This window comes from Leptotrichia wadei, assembly GCF_007990545.2.
Lineage (GTDB): Bacteria > Fusobacteriota > Fusobacteriia > Fusobacteriales > Leptotrichiaceae > Leptotrichia > Leptotrichia wadei.
The window spans coordinates 1,424,471-1,448,602 of record NZ_AP019829.2 but is presented as its reverse complement, the minus strand read 5'-3'; the positions used below and the strand labels follow the sequence as shown (position 1 = coordinate 1,448,602).

24 protein-coding genes are annotated in these 24,132 nt (G+C 28.4%); all 24 read left to right on the top strand.

Annotated features, from left to right (window positions below; all coding sequences use genetic code 11):
• Positions 1 to 23: 23 nt before the first annotated feature.
• The 24 genes from FVE73_RS06770 to lpxA all read left to right on the top strand — a co-directional run bounded on the left by FVE73_RS06770 (position 24) and on the right by lpxA (position 23,876).
• A complete protein-coding gene (locus FVE73_RS06770) occupies positions 24 to 977 on the top strand; it encodes a GTP-binding protein (protein WP_018497723.1) in 954 nt (317 codons plus the stop codon).
• A gap of 394 nt (positions 978 to 1,371) precedes the next feature.
• Complete coding sequence (locus tag FVE73_RS06765) at positions 1,372 to 2,166, top strand: TraX family protein (protein ID WP_018497724.1); 795 nt, start codon at positions 1,372 to 1,374, stop codon at positions 2,164 to 2,166.
• 273 nt (positions 2,167 to 2,439) lie between these two features.
• Positions 2,440 to 3,453: a tetratricopeptide repeat protein gene (locus FVE73_RS06760; protein WP_018497725.1), complete on the top strand. Its 1,014-nt coding sequence runs from the start codon at positions 2,440 to 2,442 to the stop codon at positions 3,451 to 3,453.
• Positions 3,450 to 3,947: a hypothetical protein gene (locus FVE73_RS06755; RefSeq protein ID WP_018497726.1), complete on the top strand. Its 498-nt coding sequence runs from the start codon at positions 3,450 to 3,452 to the stop codon at positions 3,945 to 3,947. Before FVE73_RS06760 ends, FVE73_RS06755 begins: the two co-directional genes overlap by 4 nt.
• Positions 3,901 to 4,332, top strand: coding sequence for a hypothetical protein (locus FVE73_RS06750; protein WP_018497727.1), 432 nt, complete (start codon positions 3,901 to 3,903; stop codon positions 4,330 to 4,332). Before FVE73_RS06755 ends, FVE73_RS06750 begins: the two co-directional genes overlap by 47 nt.
• Positions 4,333 to 4,357: 25 nt before the next feature.
• Positions 4,358 to 5,584 (top strand): SEL1-like repeat protein, encoded by a 1,227-nt coding sequence (locus FVE73_RS06745; RefSeq protein WP_018497728.1) that lies wholly within the window; start codon positions 4,358 to 4,360, stop codon positions 5,582 to 5,584.
• Positions 5,585 to 5,638: 54 nt separating this feature from the next.
• Entirely contained in the window at positions 5,639 to 5,827 is a 189-nt protein-coding gene (locus FVE73_RS06740) for a DUF4926 domain-containing protein (protein WP_018497729.1), read from the top strand.
• Positions 5,828 to 5,963: 136 nt separating this feature from the next.
• Positions 5,964 to 7,337, top strand: a complete 1,374-nt coding sequence (locus FVE73_RS06735) for an FAD-dependent oxidoreductase (RefSeq protein ID WP_018497730.1) — start codon at positions 5,964 to 5,966, stop codon at positions 7,335 to 7,337.
• Between the two features lie 704 nt (positions 7,338 to 8,041).
• Positions 8,042 to 8,263, top strand: coding sequence for a DUF896 domain-containing protein (locus FVE73_RS06730; RefSeq protein WP_018497731.1), 222 nt, complete (start codon positions 8,042 to 8,044; stop codon positions 8,261 to 8,263).
• 121 nt (positions 8,264 to 8,384) lie between these two features.
• Positions 8,385 to 9,041 carry an HAD family hydrolase gene (locus tag FVE73_RS06725; protein WP_018497732.1) on the top strand — a complete coding sequence of 219 codons (657 nt, stop codon included), beginning with the start codon at positions 8,385 to 8,387 and terminating at the stop codon, positions 9,039 to 9,041.
• Positions 9,042 to 9,332: 291 nt separating this feature from the next.
• Positions 9,333 to 10,439, top strand: a complete 1,107-nt coding sequence (gene mnmA / locus FVE73_RS06720) for a tRNA 2-thiouridine(34) synthase MnmA (RefSeq protein ID WP_018497733.1) — start codon at positions 9,333 to 9,335, stop codon at positions 10,437 to 10,439.
• 29 nt (positions 10,440 to 10,468) lie between these two features.
• On the top strand, positions 10,469 to 11,413 hold the full coding sequence (locus tag FVE73_RS06715) for an AEC family transporter (RefSeq protein ID WP_018497734.1): 945 nt from the start codon (positions 10,469 to 10,471) through the stop codon (positions 11,411 to 11,413).
• 25 nt (positions 11,414 to 11,438) lie between these two features.
• Positions 11,439 to 12,431 carry a DUF3829 domain-containing protein gene (locus tag FVE73_RS06710; RefSeq protein WP_018497735.1) on the top strand — a complete coding sequence of 331 codons (993 nt, stop codon included), beginning with the start codon at positions 11,439 to 11,441 and terminating at the stop codon, positions 12,429 to 12,431.
• A gap of 238 nt (positions 12,432 to 12,669) precedes the next feature.
• Positions 12,670 to 13,458, top strand: a complete 789-nt coding sequence (locus tag FVE73_RS06705; protein ID WP_018497736.1) for an amino acid ABC transporter substrate-binding protein — start codon at positions 12,670 to 12,672, stop codon at positions 13,456 to 13,458.
• Positions 13,459 to 13,460: 2 nt separating this feature from the next.
• Positions 13,461 to 14,117 carry an amino acid ABC transporter permease gene (locus FVE73_RS06700; protein ID WP_018497737.1) on the top strand — a complete coding sequence of 219 codons (657 nt, stop codon included), beginning with the start codon at positions 13,461 to 13,463 and terminating at the stop codon, positions 14,115 to 14,117.
• 115 nt (positions 14,118 to 14,232) lie between these two features.
• Positions 14,233 to 14,961, top strand: coding sequence for an amino acid ABC transporter ATP-binding protein (locus tag FVE73_RS06695; RefSeq protein ID WP_197739265.1), 729 nt, complete (start codon positions 14,233 to 14,235; stop codon positions 14,959 to 14,961).
• A gap of 420 nt (positions 14,962 to 15,381) precedes the next feature.
• Positions 15,382 to 16,455, top strand: a complete 1,074-nt coding sequence (locus FVE73_RS06690; RefSeq protein ID WP_018497739.1) for a methionine ABC transporter ATP-binding protein — start codon at positions 15,382 to 15,384, stop codon at positions 16,453 to 16,455.
• Positions 16,455 to 17,138 (top strand): methionine ABC transporter permease, encoded by a 684-nt coding sequence (locus FVE73_RS06685; RefSeq protein ID WP_018450142.1) that lies wholly within the window; start codon positions 16,455 to 16,457, stop codon positions 17,136 to 17,138. Before FVE73_RS06690 ends, FVE73_RS06685 begins: the two co-directional genes overlap by 1 nt.
• Positions 17,139 to 17,253: 115 nt before the next feature.
• Positions 17,254 to 18,066: a MetQ/NlpA family ABC transporter substrate-binding protein gene (locus FVE73_RS06680; protein ID WP_018497740.1), complete on the top strand. Its 813-nt coding sequence runs from the start codon at positions 17,254 to 17,256 to the stop codon at positions 18,064 to 18,066.
• 49 nt (positions 18,067 to 18,115) lie between these two features.
• The gene (locus tag FVE73_RS06675; RefSeq protein ID WP_018497741.1) at positions 18,116 to 18,940 is read left to right on the top strand and encodes a MetQ/NlpA family ABC transporter substrate-binding protein; all 825 of its coding nucleotides are present in this window, start codon (positions 18,116 to 18,118) and stop codon (positions 18,938 to 18,940) included.
• A 260-nt stretch (positions 18,941 to 19,200) separates the two neighbouring features.
• Positions 19,201 to 21,348: a M13 family metallopeptidase gene (locus FVE73_RS06670; RefSeq protein WP_018497742.1), complete on the top strand. Its 2,148-nt coding sequence runs from the start codon at positions 19,201 to 19,203 to the stop codon at positions 21,346 to 21,348.
• Positions 21,349 to 21,634: 286 nt separating this feature from the next.
• Positions 21,635 to 22,477 carry a UDP-3-O-acyl-N-acetylglucosamine deacetylase gene (gene lpxC, locus FVE73_RS06665; protein ID WP_018497743.1) on the top strand — a complete coding sequence of 281 codons (843 nt, stop codon included), beginning with the start codon at positions 21,635 to 21,637 and terminating at the stop codon, positions 22,475 to 22,477.
• Positions 22,478 to 22,631: 154 nt separating this feature from the next.
• Entirely contained in the window at positions 22,632 to 23,066 is a 435-nt protein-coding gene (fabZ, locus tag FVE73_RS06660; RefSeq protein ID WP_018497744.1) for a 3-hydroxyacyl-ACP dehydratase FabZ, read from the top strand.
• Between the two features lie 30 nt (positions 23,067 to 23,096).
• On the top strand, positions 23,097 to 23,876 hold the full coding sequence (lpxA, locus tag FVE73_RS06655; RefSeq protein WP_018497745.1) for an acyl-ACP--UDP-N-acetylglucosamine O-acyltransferase: 780 nt from the start codon (positions 23,097 to 23,099) through the stop codon (positions 23,874 to 23,876).
• Positions 23,877 to 24,132: the final 256 nt, after the last annotated feature.

Here is a 24,132-nt window from a genome sequence, read left to right as displayed (position 1 = left end):
ATAAATAGAAGCAAAGAGAAAAGGTGAAAAAATTGAGAATACTTGTTATTTCTGGCTTTCTTGGAGCAGGAAAAACTACATTTATTAAAGAGATGGTTAAAAGCACAAAAAGGGAATATGTAATTTTTGAAAATGAATTTGGAGATGTAAATATTGATGGTGAAATCTTGAGAAATAATACTGAAGAGATGAAAGAAAATAACCAGAAAAATGGAAATGTAGAATTAAACGTATGGGAACTTACAAGCGGATGTGCCTGTTGCAGTACAAAGGCAGATTTTATATCTTCACTTCTTGTAATTGATAATACTTTAAATCCTGATTTTTTAATAGTCGAACCATCAGGAATAGCTATTTTGAGCAATATCTTAAAAAATGTGACAAATACTGGCTATGACAGAATAAAAATGTTCCCGCCAATAACAATAATTGATGCTGGCACATATTTTAAATATAAAAATAAATATGATGAAATATTCATAGACCAGATAAAAATGGCAGCACATATACAGCTTTCAAAAGTCGAAAATATGGCAGATGAAGAGTTACAGCTAATTTATGAAGACATAAAATCGTTTAATCCAAATGCTGATATTTTTACAAATGATTATCATAACCAAAATACGGATTACTGGAATGCGCTTTTTAGCGGAGAACTTGTAAAAACAGAAAATTCAGATTTAATAGATGTTAAAAATAAAATGCAAAATATGACTTATAAAAATTCATATTCTGATAATCCTGCAATTCTTGTATCTTTTCTGGAAAAGTTGATTTCAGGCTTTTACGGGGATATAAACAGAGCAAAAGGTGTATTTAAAGGCAATGACTATAATATGCACTTTGATGTGGTAGATACAAATTATAATATTACAATTTTGGAGGATAGTTCAGAAAACAATGCAGTTTTTATAGGAAATCCGATTGATAAGGAATTGTTAATAAAAGAGCTTGATGAAATGAAAAATTTAAAATAGAAATTTTTTAATAATTTTTGTTAAGGAAATAAAAAAATAATAAATAAGGACTGGATTTTTTCAGTCCGTTTTTGTTTATGACAAATAGATATTTGTTTAATACTAAATGATTTTAAATTAAAATGGAAGAAAGTTTTTAGTAAAAAATCTATACAATTATCAGTTGTTTATAATAATTGTGTAGTATCAAAGATTTAATAATTAGTTGTGTTATGAATTGCTTAAAATTTTAGGAAGAAGCATAAAATAAAAAGATTGTTAGTTTTATTTATGATTTTCTTTATAATCAATTCTTCAATTGTGAAAAAATCAATTGTACGTTGAAATAAAAAGCCCAGAAATTAAAAAAAATAAATTTAGATATTATTTTAATTATACTGTACAAGGAGTTAAAATGAAACAAAAAAATATATTTTTAAGAGGGATAGATTCTTTTACACTACATATTTTGGCTATTTTATTTATGACATTAGACCATTCGTGGAATGTATTTTTTGTTAATCAGAATCAGATAAGGATGAATCTTTTAGGCAGACTTGCCTTTCCTATTTTTGCCTTTATGCTTGTAGAAGGATTTTATAAAACAAAGAATAGAAGTAAATATTTAAAGCGTATTTTTATTTTTGCTGTTATTTCAGAAATTCCTTTTAATCTTTTGCTAAGTACTTCTATATTTGAGAGTCCGTCGATATTTTTTCCATATAATAATGTTTTATGGACTTTTGGGATTGCTTTATATATGCTAGTTTTGATTGAAAAAATTAAAAATAAAGATAACTTACCTGTAACAGTAAAAATTTTTGGAAAAATTATTATAAGTATTTTAGCTATGTTTATTACACGTCTCATAGGTAGTGACTATTTAGAATACGGAATTATGACAGTTTTAGTATTTTATTTTTTTAGAAGTAGAAAATGGTGGAATTTTGTGGCTCAAGTCATCTTGTTAGCATGGATAAATATTTTTCTTATACCAAGATATGATTTTTCTTTTTATCTTTTTGGAAATAAAATATATGCACCAGTACAATCATTTGCAATATTTTCATTAGTTTTTATATGGCTCTATAATGGAAAGCAAGGTATTCATAATAAAATTACAAAATATATGTTTTACAGTTTTTATCCATTGCATCTTTTGTTAATTGTAATGATTTATATTTTTTTAAAGAAATACATCATTTATTGAACTAAATGATATAAGTATTGTAACAAAAAGCGGATTTAATCATAAATTTATAGAATTTCTTAATAGTAAAATAGGATGAAAGATTGGTATAGAAATATTTAATTAAAGGCTGGAATTTTTTCAGTCTTTTTTGTATGGCAATAAAGAATTTATTTTGTTGTTAAAATTATATTTTAAAAAAGAAATGTAAATAAAAAATAGGGTATAATATTACTGGATAAAATTTAAAATATAAATTTTGTTAATACTGAAAAAATATAGAAAGGGTAAGTTATGAAAAAGATAATTTTAATTTTGGTAAGTGTATTATTTTTAGTGAGCTGTAGTGGGGGTATTCCTTTCTCGGAGGAGGAAAAAGGAGCTTTAAAAAAGGCAAAAACGGAAATTGCTGAAATGAAGAAGAATCCGACAATGGCAGAAAAAGAAAAAATTTTGCAAAAGGGGCTAGAAGTTCAGGAAAAATATTTACGAATTGGGGTAGTGTATTTTAAAAGTGTGGAAAAGGATATTCCAATAGCAGATTATTATCTAGCAAGAAACTATAGTGCGAGAGGGGAAAAAGAAAAGGCACTCAAATGGGCAAGAAAAGGCTCGGACAGAGGAGTGAAGGAAGCAAGTGCATTTGCAGGACAGATTTATGCTAATCAGAGAGATGAAATGAATGCAAGAAAATATTATATAAAGGCAATGGATCAGGGAGATTATAGGGAAGACACCTTGTTTAGAGTGTGGGTGTATGGAGAAAGGAAAGAAATTAATAGCGAAGTGGTGGAAGCATTTAAAAGAAATTTAAACAAAAATATTGAGGTAAAAAATGCTTTGGCTTTTTATTATCAGAGGCATGATTACTTTGATGAGGCTGAAAAACTCTACAAGGAGCTTGTTAATGAAAAATATCCGAATGCAGAAAGACTTTTAGGAGAACTTTATATGTGGAAAAAAGATTATGACAAAGCTGAAGAATGGTTATTAAAGGAATCGGAAAAATTATTTTCACATTCAGAAGACAATGTAAAACGGATTGAAGAAAAAAGAGCAAGATTATTGCGTCTGTTAGCAGAAGTTTATGAAATGAAAGGAGATTACGGCAAGGCTGAAAATAGTCTTTTAAAAGCAAAAGAACTTGCACATAAGGAACTTGCATTAACGAGTTTAGCCAAATTATATGAAAAGCAAGGGAAATATAATCAAGCTTTGAAAATAAACGAAGAATTAGAAGAATTGGAAAAAATAGAAAAACAGAAAAAATTAAATCATAAAAGAAATAAAAAATGGAGAGTTTTATGAGAATAGAAAAACTGGAATTTGTAAAAAATATTGATAAATTTGAAAATAATTCTGATGAATATGTGGAGATTAATTTAAATAGGAAGGTAACGGAACTTTCAAGCGTTTCGTATGAAAAAAAATTATACAGTTTTTATTTATTAATAGGAGAAGACGGGAGAATAAATTCGCTGGAAATTCTCAATATATTGAAAATGGCTAAATTTACACATAAAATAGAAATTCCTGAAAATATAATAGAAGGCGATATTTATTTTAAGAGAGAAGAATACAATGAAGCTGGTATAAAAGTTAAAGAATTAGATTTTTTGGAGATTGATATTCCCAAAAATATTATCGGATGTTATTTTACTGATAACAAGCTTAATATTTATTTTGGAGTAAAAATTTGTGAAAATATAGTAATCTTAATAAATAGGGATAATTATGCAGAAGGAATTTTGATTTATGGAAAATTTGAAATTGAAGATGATAGATTTTACTGGAAAAAGTGAGAATGTTGTAAGCGAGCGGGATATGATTTTTTCTTTTAATAACGGAGAGATAAAAATATATTTGTCTTATGAAACAGGAGAACTGAAAAAAATAGAAATAGTTAGTGAAAATGAGAAAATTGAAAAAGAAATTGGAATGGAAGCAGTATTAAAATTTAAGGGGAATTCGGTTATTTTGGATTATGAATATGGATTGTATGAGTATGTAGAAATAGAAATTGAGGATAAGCTGGAAAAATATTGGGCTGATGGAAAAACAGTTTATTTAAAGGAAGGGAAGAAAATTTTTTTAGAAGTTGAAATTTGGGAAGGATATTTGCTATTTTTTGATGATGAATGCAGGATGGCGGGATTTGGTACGGAATTTAAAAATCGGAAGGAATAAAAACTTTGAAAAGGCGGAATTATAAATGAATAAATATATTTTACTGATGTTGCTTTGTTTGTTAATAGGATGTAGAAATCAAGGAAATGATGTGGTAATAAAAGATATTGATGATGTTTATTTTTATCTGGAAAATAAAAAAAATCCTGAAAAAGCTCAATTAATGGCAAGAATTGCCTATGAATTGAACAAAGAAAACTATAAAGAAGCGGAAAAGTATTTTTTAAAAGTGGCAAAATATGACAAAACTGCTTATGTTTCAATTGCAGATATGTATTATGAACATATTGATGAAAATGAAGGGAAAAAGAGGTATAAGATAGCTTTTGAAAAAGGAAATAAAAAGGCAGGTACAATTTTAGGTATGATTGCTGAGGATAATAATGATTATAAAAAGGCGGAAGAATGGTACAAAAAATCATTGGATAAAGAGAATGTATTAGGATATAAATCTTTTGCTACATTTTTATATAAAACAAATAGAAAAAATGAGGCTGAGAAATATTTTATAGAAGCTGGAAATCGCAAAGATGCGGATTCGATGTTATACTTAATAAAAATATATTATATGAAAAAAGATAATGAAAAATTGAAATACTGGCAAGATAAAATATTAAATACAAAAGAAATTTTTAGATTTGATGATGAAGCAAATGATTTACTGGAATACAGTTTATCAAAAGATAGAATGGATAAAGAGTTCTTTGAGTTGTATATAAAAGGAGAGGAAAGTATTTTAAAAAAAGATTATGATACAGCAGAAAAATATTTTTTACAAATGGAGAAGTTAAAAAAAGAAGGAATTTTGTATACAGCTGATTTTTATTATCGTTTTAAGGATGAAAAAGAAAAAGGAATGGAAAAATATAAAAAAGCATATGAAAATGGTTTAAAGAAAGCTGCTGTTTTTATAGGAATTATTGAGCATAGAAATAGAAATATTGATGAAGCAAAAAAATGGTATAGGATAGCAGCGAATGCAGAATACACTGATTCACAAATATATTTAGCACAAATTTTGGAAGAAGAAGGTTATAAACTCGAATCTTTTGATTTGTATTTAAAAGCGGCTGAGCTAAAAGATTATAGAGCAATTGATTATTTGTTAAAATATTATTATAGAGGAAAAAAATTGAAAGAAATAAAAGAATGGGTAGATGTGGTTAAAAACTCAACAAAATTAAAAAATTATAACGAAGGTCAAAGCGGAAGAATAAAGCAGTATGAAAAATTTTTAAAAGAAAAAGAGTAAAATGCTTAATTAATTGTGAAATAAAATGATAAATATAGGTGTTTTGATATAAAAATGAAAAATGAAGATTTTATGTTTGATGAATATGATGTAGTAAAAGCAAAAAGAAAATTGTCTGATAAAGTTTTAAAAAATTCGATTGGAACAGTTGTGATGATATTTCCTGAATTTTTAAATGATTATATGGTAGAGTTTATGGAAGATGAGAAGACTTTGGATATTTTAGTTATTAAGGGGGATTGAAAAAATAATAAAATTTGTAAACACAAATACTCTTGTTTTTTTACAAAAAATGTGGTACTCTTATAATATAAAAATTAATTTTATAATAAATACAATTATGTAACTATAATTGTATAAAATGGAAAGGACGAAGAAAATGAAAAAATATGATGCAGTAATAATTGGATTTGGAAAAGGTGGAAAAACTTTGGCAGGATTTTTAGCTGGGAAAGGTCAGAATGTTGCGTTGATTGAGAAATCGGACAAGATGTATGGGGGAACTTGTATAAATATTGGATGTATTCCTACGAAAAAACTTGTTGACAGTACAAAAGTTCTTAAAAATAAAGGACTAAGTGGTATTGAGGAAAAGGAGAGATTTTATACAAAAAGTATAAATAATAAAAATACACTGATTGGTGCATTACGTGGAAAAAATTATGAAATGCTAGCTACAAAGGAAAATATTGATATTTATGATGGATTTGGAAGCTTTGTTTCAAAAAATGTAGTTAATATTGAAAGCAATGGGGAAAATGTTCAGATTGAAGGGGAAAAAATATTTATAAATACAGGTTCGACTACAATAATTCCTGGTATAAAAGGACTTAAAGAAAGTAACTATGTATATACAAGCACTTCAATTATGGAACTAAAGGAACTTCCTAAAAAATTGACTATTTTGGGAGCAGGGTACATTGGGTTGGAATTTGCTTCGATGTATGCTGATTTTGGGTCAGAAGTTACGGTTATTGATTTGGCACAAAGACTTATGCCTAGAGAAGATGAAGAAATTGCTGATAGGGCAAAAGCTATATTTGAGGCAAAAGGAATTAAATTTTTACTGGAATCAAAAATTGAGGAAATTATTGATAAAAATGGAAAAGGATACGTGCAAATTTCACAAGGGTCAAGCAAGAGCGAAATTGAATCAGACGCAATTCTTGTGGCAATCGGAAGAAAACCTAATACAGAAGGTCTTAATCTAGAAGCAGCAGGAGTAAAAACTGATGAAAAAGGTGCGGTTATAGTTGATGAAACATTGAAAACAGCAGCTGATAACATTTGGGCAATGGGAGATGTGAAAGGCGGACTTCAATTTACATATATTTCTCTTGACGACTTTAGAATAATAAGGGATAATCTTTACAATGGAGGAAACAGAACGGTAAAAGACAGAAATGTAATTCCATACAGTGTATTTGTAAATCCGCCATTATCAAGAGTTGGAATGACTGAAAGCGAAGCGATTGCCAAAGGATATGAAGTAAAAACAGGAAGACTTGAAGCAATGGCAATTCCAAAGGCAAAAATAGAAGGTGTGACAGATGGACTTCTTAAAGCGGTTGTAGATGCAAAAACAGATAAAATATTGGGATGTACTTTATTATGCAACACTTCCCACGAAATGATAAACATTGTTGCAGCGGCTATGAAAGCTGAACAGAAATATACATTCTTAAAAGATATGATATTTACTCATCCGACAATGAGCGAGGCTTTGAATGACTTATTTGGAAGCGTGAAATAAAGAAAATAAAAAATATTTTAGTTAAAATTTATGAATTTTTATTAAGTGTGTTAGAACACTCGTGGCTTTAGCCATGAGATGAATAACACCAACATTGAAAATGTTGCTTTAAAATTTGCAATATTACTAATTTTAGAGTATAATATATTTGAGTTTAAAATATAATATACAGATAAAAAGTAGCAGTGTAGACATAATGTCTTATCTAGTAGCGGCTATTGTGGACTAGCCAAAAAGAATAAGGATTTTAAAATCAAACTTCTTAGAAGATAACTTACTTTTTCAGTTATCTTATGAAGCTCTCGGCTTTTAGTCGTGAGTAGTTCACATCATATATTGCATTTGTAGGATATGCTGTTTCGGCATTTTAAAAAATAATAAGATAGAATAATAAGTAAAAAATTTCTTTAAATAAAAATCACGGTTATACGGTTATTAAGATTAACTGTGATTTTTTGTTTTAGAAATTTATAGAATATATAAATTGGGAAGAAATATTTTTTGAAAAGTGTTGATAAATTATAGTCAATACAGTATAATAATATTGTTATATACTTTTTGGATTATAAAATTTATAAATTGGAAAAAAGATAAAAAATAAATTCAACACTAAGAGCTTGATACTAATAAATTTTATTTTATACTGTATTTTAGATAAAAATCAAGATAAAATATAATATTTTTTTAGAAAGGAAAATTGAAAAATGGAAGATATTATTAAAAAAGTAAATGAATTTTCAAAATTAGCACGTGAGAGAGAATTGACCGAAGAAGAGAAGAAAGAGCGTGAAAAATATAGAAAAATGTATATTGAAAAATTTAAGGAAAGTATGAGAGGGCATTTGGACAGTATTAAGGTTGTTAGAGTGGATGATGATGGAAATCCGATTGATGATGACGGGAATGTTATTGAGCCTGAAGCGTAAATAAAATAGTAATAACAGTATTTAGAGATTAATCCCTAAAATCTTGAAAGTTGGATTGACAAGATTTCATGGATTTTTGTAATTGTTTAAAGTGAATTAGGAAGGGAGTGAATAAAAATTTATGAAATATGATTTAGTTATATTTGATTTGGATGGAACGCTTATGGATACGTCAAAATCTATTACAAAGACTGTAAATTCAGCGATGGAAGAACTTGGAAAAAAGCAATATTCTGCTAATGAATGTGTAAAATTTGTTGGTGGTGGAGTTTCAGGGCTTGCACGGAATATTTTGGGAAAAGAGAAATATGATGATATAATGAATGAGGAAATGGAAAAAGTTATAAGAAAATATTATGATATTTACTTTGACTATGGTGTTGAGCCTTATGAAGGAATACCTGAATTGCTGGATTTTTTGACAGAAAAAAATATAAAAAAAGGAATTGTGACGAATAAGGATCACGAAACAGCCTTATCTGCTGTTGAAAAAAAATTGTCGAAATGGAAATTTGATGGAATATTTGGATCTAATGAAAAGGAATATCCAAATAAGCCGAATCCCTATAATGTTGATAGAATGGCACAAGATTTGAATGTTTCAAAGGACAAAATACTATTTATTGGAGATATGCTTGTGGATGTAAATACTGCTAAAAATGCTGGAGTTGATATTGTTTACTGTAAATGGGGATTTGGTGAAGTGAAAGGTGAAACTGGAATTAGTGAAGATGTGAAAGTGTCTAACGTTCAGGAAATTATAAAAAAAATAAAATAAATTTAGATTCTTTTAGAATAAGTGAATTTTAAAAAAGTCTGATTTAGAAAGTAAAAAACGGAATTTGTTTTGAAAACTATAATTAATTTCCGTTTTTTTATTTATTAAAATAACCTGGTATTAAAGAGATTAAGTATGAAGTTAATCTCGCACCAAAAAGTTAAGGAAATAATTATTCAAATATATTTTCTTGTCTGTTAATGGATATTGTGGTATACTTATTTTTATAAAGCGATTAAGTAGTGAAAGAAGTCAAAGAATTATGAAAAGAGGGAAGGAGAAGGAATTTTTATGGAAAAAAGAAAAAGAGTTGTATTAGGAATGTCAGGCGGAGTAGATTCTTCTGTTGCGGCAATTTTACTAAAAGAACAAGGATATGATGTGATTGGCGTTTTTATGAAAAATTGGGAAGAAAAGGATGAAAATGGGGTCTGCATGGCAGAAGAGGATTATAAGGATGTAATTGCTGTGGCTGAACAATTGGAAATACCCTATTATTCGGTAAATTTTGTAAAGGAATACTGGGATAAGGTTTTTACTTATTTTCTTGATGAATATAAAAGAGGGAGAACTCCGAATCCTGATGTGATGTGTAACAAGGAAATTAAATTCCGTGTATTTTTAGATTATGCGATGAAACTTGGGGCAGACTATGTGGCGACAGGGCATTATGCAAGAATCAATCACGAGGAAGTGGAAGATGAAAATGGGAAAAGAATAAAGTCGACTATGTTAAGAGGAGTTGATGACAATAAAGACCAAACTTATTTTCTTTGTCAATTAAGTCAGGAACAATTGGAAAAGGTGCTGTTTCCATTGGGAAAATATACAAAGCCGCAAATTCGTGAGATTGCTGAAAAATATAATTTGGCAACGGCTAAAAAGAAGGACAGTACAGGAATTTGCTTTATTGGAGAACGTGATTTTAATAAGTTTTTATCCCAATATTTGCCTGCAAAGGGTGGAGATATTGTAAATACGCATGGAAAAGTGCTAGGACATCATAATGGACTTATGTATTACACAATTGGACAAAGAAAGGGAATTGGAATTGGGAATACGAAGGAAGGGACTGGAGAGCCTTGGTTTGTTGTGGATAAGGATTTGGAAAAAAATGAATTGATTGTAACACAAGGGGATAATTCGGTGCTTTATTCAAAAGGTTTAATTGCAACGGATTTTAACTTTATAAATGAAGTTCAGTTTCCATTGGAATGTACTGTGAAATTCAGATATAGACAAAAGGATACAAAAGCTGTAATTAATAAACTTGATGAAAATAAATATGAAGTGATGTTTGATGAGCCGCAAAAGGCTGTGACATTAGGGCAAATTGTGGTTGCTTATGATGGTGAGGTTTGTCTTGGCGGGGGAGTTATTGATAAAATTATAAAATAATTTTAAATAAAATTTCATAAAGGAGGAAAATGAAAGAATTAGTATTTTGTTTAAATGCGACTATGCCTGTATTTTTACTTATGATACTTGGGTATGTTTTTAGAAGAGTTGGAGTTATAGACTTGGAATTTGCAGATAAGATGAACAGATTTGTATTTTTAGCGCTTTTGCCTGTACTATTATTCAAGGAATTGTCATTGTCTGATTTTTCAGCAATTTGGGATTTAAAATATTTGTTATTTTGCTTTTTTACAACATTTCTTTCAATTTTAATAATGTGTATTTCATCAATTTTTTTGAAGGATAGGTCAATTCGTGGAGAATTTATTCAGGCCAGCTTTAGGAGCAGTGCGGCTTTACTTGCTTATGCCTTTGTGCAGAATGTTTATGGAGAGGCTAAGATTGTGGCGCTTATGGTAATTGGAGCAGTTCCGTTGTATAATGTAGCTTCTGTTGTGATTTTGATGCTGCTTCGTCCAAAACAGGGAAAATTAAACAGAGTTGTCTTGAAAAATACGTTAAAGGGGGTTATTAAAAACCCCTTAATATTGGGAATTTTAGCTGGAATGATTTGGGCAATGTTAAAAATTCCACAGCCTGTTATTATGAAAAAATCTATTTCAACATTTGCGGCTGCAGCGACTCCGCTTGGATTGCTGGCACTTGGAGCGAGTTTTGATGTGAAGGAAGTTTTTTCTAAAATAAAAGTTGTGTTAGTTTCATCTTCATTTAAATTAATAATACTTACTGCGATATTCTTGCCAATAGCAGTGAAAATGGGATTTAAGGATGAAAAACTGGTTGCAGTGCTTGGGATGCTGGGAAGTCCTACAACTCCGACTTCATTTACAATGGCAAGGGGAATGGGACATAATGGGTCTGTAACTTCTGGAACGGTTATGGTTACAACGATTATGAGTATATTTACATTGACGAGCTGGCTTTACATCTTAAAAATTGCAGGATTAGTATAAATAAAGAAATTTGGAGGTAAAACTGATGAAATTAAAAAAATATTTTTTAATTGGAATGACGGCTTTATTAGTTGTTGTGTCTTGTAATAATAAAAAAGATAATAAGAATAAAGAAAAAGTAAAAGTGGTAGGTGTAAAAAAAGATATTTCTAAAGAAGAGATAAAAAAATATAGTGAATATTTAAAAATAAGTGAAGAACCAAACTCAGAAGAATGGAATGATTTTTTTACAGAAATAAAAAAAGATGAATTTTTCGAGAAAAATGGAAATATAAAAGATATTTCGGGTGAAATAATATCCATTGTAAATCTTGATGACTCAATTAATTTGATAGGTGAATACATAAAGGAAATAACCGATGAAATGCAAAAAAGTCCAAAAATGGAATCTATTGATAAAAACGCTGAAAATTTAGTTGATTCCCTAATTCAAGAGCAAAAGGTTTTGACAGAAATTAATGATTATTTTGAAAAGGGAGATTATAAGACTGATAAACTGGGAAAAGTTGATGAATTAAACGAAAAATATAAGGTTGTTTTGCGAAATCGAATTGAAAATAGTAAGATTCTTTCTAATTCTTTACATGAATTTGCAGAAGCAATTAATAAAAAAATGGAAGCACAATTACAAATGGATGGAAAAACAGCTAAATTAAGTATACTAAAATTTGTAAATTCGGCAGATAGATTTGCAGAAGCTGCTTTTAGCAAAAATAACTTGAATTTTGACGAAGAGGAAATAAAAGGCTTGGAAAAAGCCAATAATGAGTTACAGAAGGCATATAAAAATATAGCTAAAATGACAGTTGAGAGTGCTAAAAAAGAAAATATAAGTGAATCAGATTTTAAAAAGATAAAGGAAAGTTCAGAGACATTATCTGAAAATACACAAAAAATGCTAACTGGTGTAAAAAATCAAAATATTCAAGATGTTGTAATAAGTGCTAGTAATATTTTGAGTGCTAAAACTGATTTGGAAAATGTTTTTAATGTTTTATTGATGCAAAATAATAAATAAAAAATTAATTTAGTAAACTCAAGAGATTAGTATAATAAGGTGTTTTGAGCAATTGTCAATTATAAGTTATGTGAAAGATTTAATCATTAATAAAATATATTAAATAATATAAAACTTATATATTAAAATTATTGACAAAAAGCTAAAAAAAATGGTATATTATAAAATAGCAAAAATTAGAAAGGGAATAAAAAAATAACAAATTTTTAGTTATAAATAAAGGCAGGAGGAATTGGAAATGAAAAAAATATTATTGTTGATGGCATTGGCATTGAGTGTTTTTATGTGTAGTGTCCAGAAGGAAGAAAAAAAAGAAGAAGATAATGCCAGTGGAATTCCTAAAAAAATGGTAGTCGGGCTAGATGATTCATTTGTTCCGATGGGATTTAAAAATGAGAAGGGAGAAATCGTAGGATTTGACATTGATTTAGCTAGGGCGGTAGCTCAAAAGTTAGGAAGTGAAGTTGAATTTAAGCCAATAAACTGGGATTCTAAGATACTTGACTTAAATGGCGGGAATATTGACTTGATTTGGAATGGACTTACTATAACAGATGAAAGAAAAAAAGAAACTGAAATGACGAAACCATATTTGACAAGTCATCAACTTATAATAGTAAAAGCAGGTTCAAGTATTAAGACAAAGGCTGATTTAAAGGGAAAAATTGTTGGAAGTCAAACTGAAAGCAGTGGGGAAGAAGCAGTAAAAAAATCAGGTGAAGATAAGACGTTTAAAGAATTTAAAACTTATGCACAATATGATCAGGCATTTATGGATCTTGATGCAGGAAGAATTGATGCAATTATAGCTGATGAAGTATTGGCAAAATATACAAAAAAAACAAAAGAAACCCAAGCTAAAAAGGAACTTTACAGTATTTTAGGCGATAATTACGGAGAAGAAGAATATGGAATTGCCGCTAAAAAAGGTAATACTAAGTTAGTAGAAGCAATAAATAAAGCAATTGAAGAATTAAAAGCAGACGGGACTTATCAAAAAATTTATTCTAAGTGGTTTAAAGATTAATAATGAGACAGGCATTACCAATATTTATTGAACTGGTAAAAACATTACCAAATATTATAGTGTTGTATATACTTACGATTCTATTTTCCATCCCGTTGGGAATTTTAGGAGCGTTGGCATATGCAGGAAAAAATAAAATAATAAAATTTTTTATTTCAGTTTATACTTGGATTTTTCGTGGAACACCTTTAATGCTGCAATTAATGGTAGTTTATTATGGGATTCCACTTATGAAAATTGGTGGATATAAAATTGTGCTTGAGCCATATACTGCGGCAACTATTACATTTATTATAAATTATGCGGCATATCTTGTGGAAATTATGAGAAGTGGGATAGAAAGTATTGAGAAGGGGCAGCATGAAGCAGCAAAAGTGCTTGGTTACAGTTATTGGCAAAAAATAATATATGTTATTTTACCGCAGGCAATAAGAAGGGTATTGCCGACATTGGGAAATGAAGCTATTACACTTATAAAAGACACTTCGCTTATATATGTCCTAGCTGTAACAGAAGTTATGAAGCGAACAAAGGAGTTGGCTAATATTTATTATAATATTACACCATATATCTGTGCAATTATTATTTATCTTGTACTAAGTTTTGCAATTGACAGATTGTTTAAAAATATTGAAAAAAGAAATAAAGTTAGAATTTAAAAAAATTAAAAATATTAAATTTAAACAAAATAAAATTTAAATAGAGTAAATTGGGAGATAAATCATGAAAAGTGAAAAAATTGCAAAAGATAGGAAAAATATGGAAGAAAAAAAAATAGTAGAAGTAAAAAAATTAAAAAAGCAGTATGGTGATAACGTAATTTTAAAAAATATTAATTTGCATATTAATAAAGGAGAAGTTGTTTCATTAATAGGACCTTCAGGAAGTGGAAAATCAACGATTTTGCGATGTATAGTAGACCTTGAATCAATAACATCTGGAGAAATTTTGATTGAAGGGAACAATTTAACAGATAAAAATGTAGATAAAAAAATAAAGAAGGAAATGCTGCTAAAAACTGGAATGGTTTTTCAAACATTTAATTTATTTCCACACATGTTAGTTAGAAATAATATAGTTAGAACTTTAAAATTAGTAAAAAAGATGGATACAGAAAAAGCTGAAAATATTGCTAAAGAAATGCTGAACTTGGTAGGGCTATCTGATAAAATTAATAGTTATCCAAATGAACTTTCAGGAGGGCAGAAACAAAGAGTTGCAATAGCAAGAGCTTTGGCACTACATCCAGATATCATGCTTTTTGATGAACCTACATCGGCACTTGATCCAGAACTTGTAAAAGAAGTATTGGATATAATAAGAAAGCTGAAAAGCCAAAAAATAACAATGTTAATTGTAAGTCATGAAATGAACTTTGTACGTGAAATCTCAGATAGAGTAATTGTTATGGAAAAGGGTGAAATACTGGAAACAGGAACTGCACAACAAATATTTGAAAATCCAGTTTCTCGAAGGGTAAGGGAATTTATTGAATACAAATAAATAAAACATTATTTTATAGATAAAATTTAGTATTAATTTTAGGGTATTATGAGTTTAATTTGTAATACCCTTATTAATGTTAATATTGTTTTGATTTTTTAAATAGAAAGTTAGTATAAAAAACTTTAAAATATTACTTGTATATACAATAAAAAAATGTTATAATAAAGAAAAATCCAAAAAATAGATTTAGAATTTATAAGATAAATTAATCTTAAAAAAAATCTAATTTTTTGTAAAAATAAAAAAAATGAATTATTAAATCAATACTAAATATTATTTTTATTTTTTATAAAATTTAAATTACGAAATTATGACAGAAGAAAATTAGTTAAAAATAAGTTGACTTTTAAAGTAATAAATCATATAATCTTTTTAACTGGAGAAATAAAGATAAAATAAGAAAAAGAGGTGAGAAGTATGGAGGGTTTTATTAAGATAAAAAATTTAGTCAAAAAATATCAGAATAATAACAGTAAAGAATTGTTAGCTGTAAATAATGTAAACCTTGATATTGGACAAGGCGATATTTATGGAATTATGGGACTTAGTGGAGCTGGGAAGTCGACACTCATTAGACTTCTTAACAGATTGGAAGAACCTACTTCTGGAGAAATTTTGGTAAAACAGGAAATTGTTGATAAAAAAAATAATACAGTTACTGGGTATGAGTATAAAAATATTTTGAAATTTAATATGAAAATGTTACGTCAATATAGAAAAAAAACAGGGATGATTTTTCAGCATTTTAATTTGTTAAATTCGAGAAGTGTAGCTGAAAATGTGGCTTTTCCATTGGAAATTTCAAAATGGAAAAAAAAGGATATAGAAAAAAGAGTAGACGAATTGCTGGAAATTGTCGGACTTTCAGATAAGAAACAGAATTATCCTGAACAGCTTTCTGGAGGACAAAAGCAAAGAGTTGCGATTGCAAGGGCATTGGCGAATAATCCAAAAATATTGCTGTCGGATGAGGCAACGTCGGCACTTGATCCAAGAACTACTAATTCTATTTTGGAACTATTGAAGGATATAAATAAAAAATTTGGGATAACGATAATTTTAATTACTCACCAGATGGAAGTTATAAAAAAAATATGCAATAAAACGGCAATTATGTCGGATGGTCAAATTATTGAAAAAGGGGAAACAAAAGAAATTTTCCTGAATCCTAAAACAGATTTAGCAAAAGAATTTGTAGGAAATATTTCCCATGAAGAATTTCGCACAGAGGAAGAAAAGAAACAACGTGAGGAAAATAACGGGAAATTACGGTTAAGATTAAAATATAATGAAGATCAGGTAAATGAGTCGTATATCACAAAAATTATCCGTAAATATGATGTTGAAGTAAATATTTTGAGCGGATTTATTGATAAAGTAGGTGATATCATTGTAGGAAATTTGTTAATAGAAATTTCTGCAAGTGAAGAGAAAGCCAAGGACATTATTGAATGGCTAAAAGAAAATAAAATTGATTCGGAGGTGTTATAATGGGATTTGATTGGATTAAGTTTTTTCAGTTTCAAAATATGGTTGTTCCATTATGGGAAACAGTTTACATGGTATTTATTTCAACAATTGCAGCATTAATTATCGGACTTCCGATTGGGATTTTACTTGTCACTTCTGATGAAAAAGGTGTAAAACCAAATAAAACAATTCACAAGTTATTGGATATGATAATTGTAAACATTACAAGATCAATTCCTTTTATAATTTTGATGGTACTATTAATTCCGCTCTCAAGATTACTTGTGCATAAATCATATGGAAGTATAGCATTTATTATTCCACTTTCATTGGGATCTGCACCTTTTGTTGCAAGAATTATTGAAGGGGCATTAAAAGAAGTGGATGAAGGGCTTATAGAGGCTTCAAAATCAATGGGAGCAACTACTCCTGAAATTATTTTTAAAGTTATGATTCCTGAGGCTATGCCTGCACTCGTTCATGGGATGACTTTGACATTAATCAGTTTAATTGGATATTCTGCAATGGCTGGAACAATCGGTGGTGGTGGACTTGGAAATGCCGCTGTAATTGATGGTTATCAAAGATCTAAACCTGAAGTAATGTGGCAAGCAACAATTGTTATAATTTTACTTGTACAAATTATACAATTTATTGGAAATAGTATAGTAAAAATATTAACAAATAAAAGAAAAAGAGTATAGTTTAATTAAATATGATTAAATTTTTTGAAATTGAATTAAATAAAAATGGAAATTGAATAAATAAATTTCTTTTAAATATAATTATTAAGATAAATACAGCAAAGGAGATGATTTTATGAAAAAAATTTTATTAGTTTTGGTTGTGGCATTATTTTTTGTAGCTTGTGGAAATTCTGATAAATCTGCAAAAGATGCTGAAAATAAAAAAGTTCAAAAATTAAAGGTAGCAGCTACGCCTGTTCCAGCGGGAGAAATTTTGAATGTTGTAAAAGATGATTTAAAAAAACAGGGAATTGAATTGGAGGTAGTCGAATTTAATGATTATGTTCAGCCAAATAAAGTGTTGCAATCAAAGGAAGTTGATGCGAACCTCTTTCAACATATTCCATATATGGAAAATTTTAGTAAGAAAAATGGATTTGAAATGGTAGCAGTTGGAAAGGTTTATTTACCAACACTTGCACTTTATTCTAAAAAGATTAAAAGTATTAATGAATTGAAAAATGGAGATACTATTTTATTGCCAAACGATCCGACAAACTTAGCACGTGCACTAATTTTACTTGATAAAGGTGGGATTATAAAATTAAATGATAATAAAAATACGGAAGCAACATTGAAGGATATTGTAAGCAATCCAAAAAATATCAAGTTTGAAGAACTTTCAGCTGAACAGTTGCCACCAAGATTGCCTGAAGTGGCAGCGTCGATTGTAAATAGCAGTTTTGCATTGAATGCTGGATTGTCTTATAAAGATGATGGACTTTTGAAAGAAGATAAGGACTCTCCATATGCAAATGTCCTTGCAACATTGAAAGGCAATGAAAATGACCCTAAAATTCAAAAATTATTAAAGGCATTACAAAGTGAAAAAGTAAAAAAATATATTGAAGAAAAATATAAAGATGTAATTATTCCAGTATTTTAGTAAAAACAGTTGTAAAATAAATTATAAATAAAAATTTTTGGAGGTATTTATGAGAAAAATATTATCATTATTATTAGCAATAGCGTTATTTTTAGTAGCTTGCGGAAATAAAAATGAAAATAAGGAATCAACTAGCAGTCAAAGTGGAGCTGCAAAAACTGAAAAATTAATCGTAGGAGCAACACCTATCCCGCATGCTGAATTATTAAATTTGGTAAAGGATGATTTGAAAAAAGAAGGTATCGAACTGGAAGTAGTTGAATTTAATGATTACGTCCAGCCAAATAAGGCACTTGCAGATAAAAGTATAGATGCAAATTTTTTCCAACATGTTCCGTATATGGAAGATTTTGGTAAGAAAAATCATATTGATATGGTAGCAGTTGGAAATATTCACTTAGAACCAATGGCATTGTATTCTAAAAAAATAAAAAATGTTAATGAATTGAAAAATGGAGATACTTTAATTATTCCAAATGATCCAACAAATGGAGGACGTGCATTAATTTTACTTGATAAAGCTGGAATTATAAAATTAAAAGACAACACAAAATTAGATTCTACACCAGCAGATATTATAAAAAATCCAAAAAATATTAAAATTGAAACATTATCAAATGAACAAATTGCACCAAGATTAAGTGAAGTTGCAGGAGCAATTATAAATTCAAACTTTGCGATTGATGCAAAAGTTACAAAAAACGAGATTATCTTGATAGAAGGTAAAGATTCACCTTACGTAAATGTTGTTACTGTTTTAAAAGAAAATCAAAATGATGAAAGAGTGAAAAAACTTGTAAAGGCATTGCAAAGTGAAAAAGTTAAAAAATATATTGAAGAAAAATATGATGGTAGAGTAATTCCAGCATTTTAATTTTAGGATGATCAAAACAAAAATGGCTTTAAATTTAATTTAAGGCTATTTTTTTAATATTTATTATTCGAAAAATAAATTTAAAATAAAAAAATTTATTTTTTGTATAAATTTGTTGAAATAAATTTAAGAAAAATGTATAATATATCCAAACTTCTTTAAAATATTATTTTTATTTTTTTAAAAGGAGTTAGAATAAAATAATATAAAAATAAAAAAGAAAGGATAAGTTTCTTTTTAAATAAAGAAATGGATAAAAAATGAAAAAATTACTTATAGTTTCGCTATTTTTAGCTAGTATTAATTTAATTTATGCGGAAAATGAGAATGTTGACAATAGTAAACTTTCATTGGAAAAAGTAAATCAAAATAATGGAAATTTGACAACAAAGCCTGTTCAACAAAGATCGGGATTTTGGGATTTCTATGAAAAGCAACAGGCAAAACTTTTGAAGGAAAAGGATAAGGAGCTGTTCGACGATTTAAGTACTAAATCTAAGGCTCAAGATGATTTTTACAAATATGTAAATGAAAATTGGGATAAGAAGACACAAATTCCAAGTACGAAGCCAGCTTGGGGATCATTCTATGAACTTAATGAAAAAAATCAGGATTTTTTACGTAATTTGATAAAGGAATTAAAAAGTAAAAAGGCTTCATTGACTGCGGATGAAAAAAAAGTATTAACACTTTATGACAGTTATTCTGATATGAAAAAAAGAAATGAAGAAGGGTTGTCGCCTATTCAAAAGGATTTGGAAAAAATAAATGGAATTCAAAATATTGAAGATTTAAAAAAATATAATGTGGAAGTTACAAAATATGGAAGTTCTGAATTTTATGGATGGGGAGTAGGAACAGATCTTAATAATTCTAAAAATAATGCGGTATATTTAGGAAGTGCAGGAATTGGGTTGTCAAGAGACTATTACCAGAAGGATACTAAGGAAAATAGGGCAATATTGGAGGAATATACAAAATACGTCAGTGATATGTTGAAATACTTGGGAGAAGACAATACGCTTGAAAGAGCTAAAAAAATAGTTGCTTTTGAAAAGAAAATTGCAAATACGTTAATGACAAATGAAGAGCGTCATGATGTAAAAAAATATAATAATCCAGTAAAAGTAAGTGATTTGGGGACATTGTCTAAAAATGTGGATTTAGCTCAATATTTAAAACAGTTGAATGTAAAGACTGATAAAGTAATAATAACAGAATTGAATTATTATAAAAATTTGGATAATTTTGTAAATGATGAGAATATCGACATAATTAAAGATTATATGAGATATAATTTAATTAGTTCAGCTGCAGGAGTTTTGAATGATGAACTTGGTGCAAGAAGTTTTGAATTTTTTGGGAAATATTTGAATGGACAAAAAGAAAGAGAAACACTTGAAAAAAGAGCATTAAACTTTACCGATGGAAGTCTTGGGGAAATAATTGGTAAAATTTATATTCAAAGAAATTTTTCACCAGAAGCAAAAAAAAATGCGAAAGAAATGGTTGATTACATAAAAAAAGCAATGAAGAACAGAATTGAAAAATTAGATTGGATGAGTGCTGCAACTAAGAAAAAGGCTCTTGAAAAGTTGGCAAAAGTAAATGTTAAAATAGGATACCCTGATAAATGGAAAGACTACAGCAAAATGACAATATCAAGTAATGACTCGTTGTATGATCAGTTAAAAGGAATCAGCGAATGGGGTTATAACGAAGAGCTTAAAAAGGTTGGAAAACCAGTAGATAAGACAGAGTGGTATATGTCTCCTCATACAATAAATGCCTATTATTCTCCAACTAGTAATGAAATTGTGTTTCCAGCAGGAATTTTACAGTATCCATTCTATGACTATAGTAAATTGGAAGTAGCAAGTAATTTTGGAGCAATAGGATCAGTTATTGGGCATGAGCTTACTCATGCATTTGATGTTTCTGGTGCTGAGTATGATGGTGATGGAAATGTCAAAAACTGGTGGACTGCTGAAGATAAGGCAAAATTTGACATGGCTACAAAAAAATTGGAAAATCAATTTTCAAAATATACAGTTGGAGATGGAGTTTATGTTAATGGGAAATACACATTAACAGAGAATATTGCAGACCTTGGAGGATTAAATGTCGCTTATGATGCATTACAATTATATTTGAAGGATCATCCAAATTCTTCAAAAGCCTACCCAGATACAATAAATAAATTATTCTTTTTAAGTTTTGCAAGAATGTGGCGCCAAAAATCAACACCAGAATATTTAAAGAATTTAGCAAAAACAGATTCACATTCACCAAATATATTCCGTGTAAATGGAACTTTGGAAAATATAGATGCATTCCATAAAGTATTTGAAACAAAACCAGGGGATAAAATGTATAAGGCTCCTGAAGATAGAATAAAAATTTGGTAAAAAAATATAAAAAAACATCTTGAAATAATAATTTTTTGAAAAAATTTCAAAAAGTTGAATATGAAAATTAACTAATCAATAAGGATTGATTTCTGTATAAAGCAGGAGTTAATCCTTTTAATTTTTCTTTAGATTTTATATTTAGTTACCAAGCAAAAAAAATATTATTCTATAAAGAATAAAAGGAAAAACACTTAGTTTTATGATATAATACAAATATATGGTTAAAAAGAAATGCTATAAATAAAAAATAAACTAAATTTATAAGAAATGGAGGAAGTATAAAATGAAAAGAAAAACTATTAAAAATATAATTGAAATCTTTGGAATTGGGCTTCATAAGGGAAAAGAAATAAAAATGAAATTAAAACCTGTGAATCAAGAAACTGGGATTGTTTTTAAAAGAATGGATGTTACTGATAAAAATAATATCATAAAAGTTGCTTATAAAAATTTATTTGATTTGGAAAGAGGGACTAATATCCAAAATGAAGATGGGGTAAAACTTCATACAATTGAACATTTTATGTCGGCACTTTCGGTTTGTGGGATTACTGATATTTTTGTGGAGATTGAAGGGAATGAGATGCCAATTTTGGATGGAAGTTCGATTCAGTTTGTGGAAAAAATTGAAAGTGCAGGAACTTCAGAATTGGATGAGGAAATAGAACCTGTTGTGATTAAAGAGCCTGTTATTTTTTCAGATGAGAAAGCTGGAAAATATGTAATGGCATTGCCTTATGATGGATTTAAAATATCTTATACGATTGATTTCAATCATAGCTTTTTGAAATCACAATATTATGAATTAGAAGTAAATTTTGAAAATTATGTGGAAAATATTGCAAAATGTAGAACTTTTGCCTTTGATTATGAAATAGATTTTCTTAAAAAGAATAATTTGGCACTAGGAGGAAGTTTGGAAAACGCAGTAGTAGTTGGAGCTGATGGACCGTTAAATCCAGAAGGGTTAAGATATCCTGATGAATTTGTTAGACATAAGATCCTTGATATAATTGGAGATTTATATGTTTTGGGAACTCCGATAAAATCTCATATTATTGCAATAAAAGCTGGACATTTTGTAAATTCCCAATTAACTGGAATGATTGCAAAAAAATATTTATAAAAAATATAAAAAACACTTGTAATTTGTAAAAAAATCAAATATAATGTAAATATAAAATTTGAAATTTTACCAAAAAGATTAAAATTAAACTAGATTTAATTTTGAGTAAAAAATTAAAATAAATAAAAATATAAATTCAGGAGGAATGAAAAATATGGCAACAAATGAAACAATTATGAATGTAGAGGATATTATGAAAATATTGCCACATAGATACCCATTTTTATTGGTGGATAGAGTGATAGAAAAAAATGGGACAGATAGTTTGGTTGCAATTAAAAATTTGACAATGAATGAGGAATTTTTTCAAGGACATTTTCCTGGAAAACCTGTTATGCCAGGGGTATTACAAATGGAAGCGCTTGCACAAGCAGTTGGACTGCTTATGTTAGAACCTGGGAAAATACCTTTATTTATGTCAATTGACAAATGTAAATTCAGAAAGCCTGTTGTGCCTGGTGATCAATTAAGACTCGAAGTGGAAAAATTAAGTGTGAGAAGAAATATTATTGTAGCTAAAGGAAAATGTTTAGTTGATGGAGCTGTGGTAAGCGAAGGTGAATTGAAATTCGCTGTAACTGATATGTAAAGACAAATAAAAGACGAGAGGTATTAATTTATGAGTTTAAATAATATACATCCAACGGCAATTGTTGATCCAAATGCTAAACTTGGAGAAAATGTAAAAATAGGAGCTTACTCGATTATAGGTCCAGAGGTTACAATTGGTAATGGAACTATTGTAGAATCACATGTTGTAATTGAGGGTGAAACAATTATTGGTGAAAATAATTATATTTTTTCTTTTGCATCAATTGGTAAGGAGCCACAGGATTTAAAGTTCGCAGGGGAAAAAACTAGAGTTGTTATCGGAAATAACAATAAAATTCGTGAATTTGTTACAATTCATCGTGGAACTATTGACAAATATGAAACAAGAATTGGAAATAATACACTTGTGATGGCTTATGTTCATATTGCACACGATTGTATAATTGGAGATAATTGTGTATTAGCAAATGCTGCGACTTTTGCTGGGCATGTGGAAGTGGAAGATTATGCGGTTGTAGGTGGACTTACTGCTGTACATCAGTTTACAAGAGTTGGACGACATGCAATGATAGGTGGGTGTTCGGCTGTAAATCAGGATGTTGTTCCTTATATGCTGTCTGAAGGGAATAAGGCAAGAGCTGTATATATCAATATTGTAGGACTTCAACGTAGAGGTTTTTCGGAAGAGCAGATAAAAAGATTGAGAGAACTATATAAAATTATATTCAAGAAAAAATTAAAATTAGAAAAAGCACTTCAAACTGTAGAACGTGATTACGGACAATATGAGGAAGCTCAAAACCTTATTAATTTTATACGAAAAAGTAAAAGAGGTATTACAAGGTAAAAGAACTTTGAGATGATATACTTGAGCTCTTAGAAAAAACAATACAATCTAAATAAATAGAATTAGATAAATTGGGATTTGAGTAAATAGTTATAACTTTGAAGTTCAGTTTTAAAGTAATTTAACTACATAATTACTGTAATTACAAAATTGAATGTTAAAAATTTGTATAAAAGATTTAAAATATAAAATTTCTCAAAATAATCTATGTTTTATTTTGAGTTAATTTTTTAATATAAATATTTTTTTAGAAAAA